Genomic DNA, 2025 nt, shown 5'->3' with positions numbered 1-2025 from the left:
GCCAGGCGCATGATCTGGTTGCGGTCAATACTCCGGTCGGCATGATAGTGAACGTCCTCTACAGAGGCTTTGTAGCGGAACTTGGCATAATATATCTGCCGCTCGATACGCCTGTTATGGCGGTCATCCCACTCTGCATCCACCAGGTGCGCCAGTAGTTCATCTGCTGTATAATCCTCTGTTTTACCTGTTTCCAGGGTGCTTTGAAAAGCATGGTACATGCCGAAGAACTTGAGCTTCCGCATTTTGTCTAACGTGTTTGTGTTCATTCCATTGGTTGTTTAAAAGGTTATTTGTAATAGTCTTCTCCTCTGATATTATCGTGGCTGGGCATAGGCAGTTCATCTGCGAACAAGCTTTCCTCATACTGATCCATCTTCTTTTCCAGGATCATATGAATGGTCTTGTAGTTATAAACGCCATAGTGAAGCCCTCTTCTGCAAGCCATGATCAGGCGTTCATTACCTACTTTGCGGGAGAAGCCAAGGATGCCCAGGCAGGACTTATAAGCCTGTTCAGGATGTTGTTTACGGTCGAATATATTATGGATATAAAGCCTGACATCCTCGTGTATGGATGAGGCCCAGCCCAGGAACTTATCCTTTGACCAGTCGGCTACGAACTGATGAGTGGAAGCCAGATGGTCTTTCTCGGTTGTATAAAGATATAGCCCCCTTGTGCGTTTATGCATAGCGATACGCTCATAATGGTAAAAGGCTTCTACCGAAGAACTGGAATATAGCAGCTTGATCTTCCTGCCGATAAACCGATAAGGGACGCTGTAATAATGTTTATCCGGTCCAAGACAAACATATCCGTTCTTCATCACGGTAGCATGGAACTGCTTTTTAAGCTCGTAACGCAGAACAGGTAAAGGGTTGAGCACCTCCCGCTCTATCTCATCGAACTGCTGCCTTCGGCTATAGTTCCTGCCTTGCAGGAACCTGTTGTTGTGCTCTTCGAGCACAACCCTTATGGCTTCATTCAGATCCTTTAACGAATGGTAAACTACTTTTCTTAAGGGGGCATAGATCCGGGTATACATGATCTTAACCGCACCTTCTACCAATGCTTTATCACGAGGGCGGAACGCCCGAGCTGGTAGTATGGTGGTACCGTAATGATCTGCAAAGTCAGCGAATGTTTCGTTTAACGTGGGTTCAAAACGGCTGCTTTTGGTCACGGCAGCTTTCAGGTTATCCGGTACAATGGCATCAGGAACGCCACCGATATAGTGCAGCGTATTCTCACAGGCCGTAATAAAGTCCTCCTTTTGCTGACTGCCTACCGCTTCTACGTAAGTGAGCTGACTGGCTCCGAGTATAGCTACAAATACCTCAACGGTAATGATCTCGCCGGTATCCTTATCGGTAATACTCAGCTTTTGCCCTGCAAAGTCCACATATAACTTATCACCTGCTTTGTGATCCATGTGCATGGTCGGGTTCACCCGAGCCTTCCACTGGGTATAATAGAAGCAGAACTGGCTGTACTGGTAGCCTTCCGGGAACTCTTTATAATACTCTGCCCATAATATATGACGGTTAACGCCGGTGCTTTTGAGTTCCTTGTCAACATGCGGAAAGCACCGCAGCATAGATTGCATACGGCCTGTAGGAGGCATCTCCCTGCTTTTTCCAAAGAAATCCTCTAGCTCCTTATCGTTCAGCGCGTCAACCTCCTCAAACGTAAAGCCACTATCCTTAAACGAGGCCAGGTACTTCTTAACGGTATTCCGGGATGTATCAGCCTGGGCAGCTATCGACATGATACTGCGGCCATTGGTGTACATCCTTATTATCTTTCTGATCTTACTCATGCTAATCGTAGTGTTGGCCATGCTTTTGGAGGTTATGTTAAACCTCGTAAAGATGGGTGCTTCTACAGCATTAGCTGCTCGTTCGGGGTGGTCAATTTGGCCCGGAATGCCTGGTCAGTTTGCCCCGGAATGGGGTGGTCAATTTGACGCGGAATCAATGGTCACATTCCGCCGGAATCAGGTGGTCAATATCAGCGGTATATCCA

At 47.3% G+C, this 2025-nt stretch carries 2 protein-coding genes; both read right to left on the bottom strand.

The genetic code is table 11. The annotated features are described in order from the left end of the window. Positions 1-269: ATP-binding protein (locus tag IEV61_RS20530; RefSeq protein ID WP_229747239.1), on the bottom strand; the 269-nt coding region annotated here is incomplete at its 3' end. 20 nt (positions 270-289) lie between these two features. Beyond that, positions 290-1840 carry an IS21 family transposase gene (gene istA, locus IEV61_RS20525; RefSeq protein ID WP_188419024.1) on the bottom strand — a complete coding sequence of 517 codons (1551 nt, stop codon included), beginning with the start codon at positions 1838-1840 and terminating at the stop codon, positions 290-292. Positions 1841-2025: the final 185 nt, after the last annotated feature.

It is taken from the genome of Mucilaginibacter galii, assembly GCF_014635825.1.
Classification (GTDB): domain Bacteria; phylum Bacteroidota; class Bacteroidia; order Sphingobacteriales; family Sphingobacteriaceae; genus Mucilaginibacter; species Mucilaginibacter galii.
Note: the sequence above shows the minus strand (reverse complement) of the source record. Positions and strands in the feature narration are given on the sequence as shown.

Coding starts and splice junctions, on each gene's coding strand:
- istA (WP_188419024.1), bottom strand. CDS start 1,840: ATGGCCAACACTACGATTAGCATGAGTAAGATCAGAAAGATAATAAGG.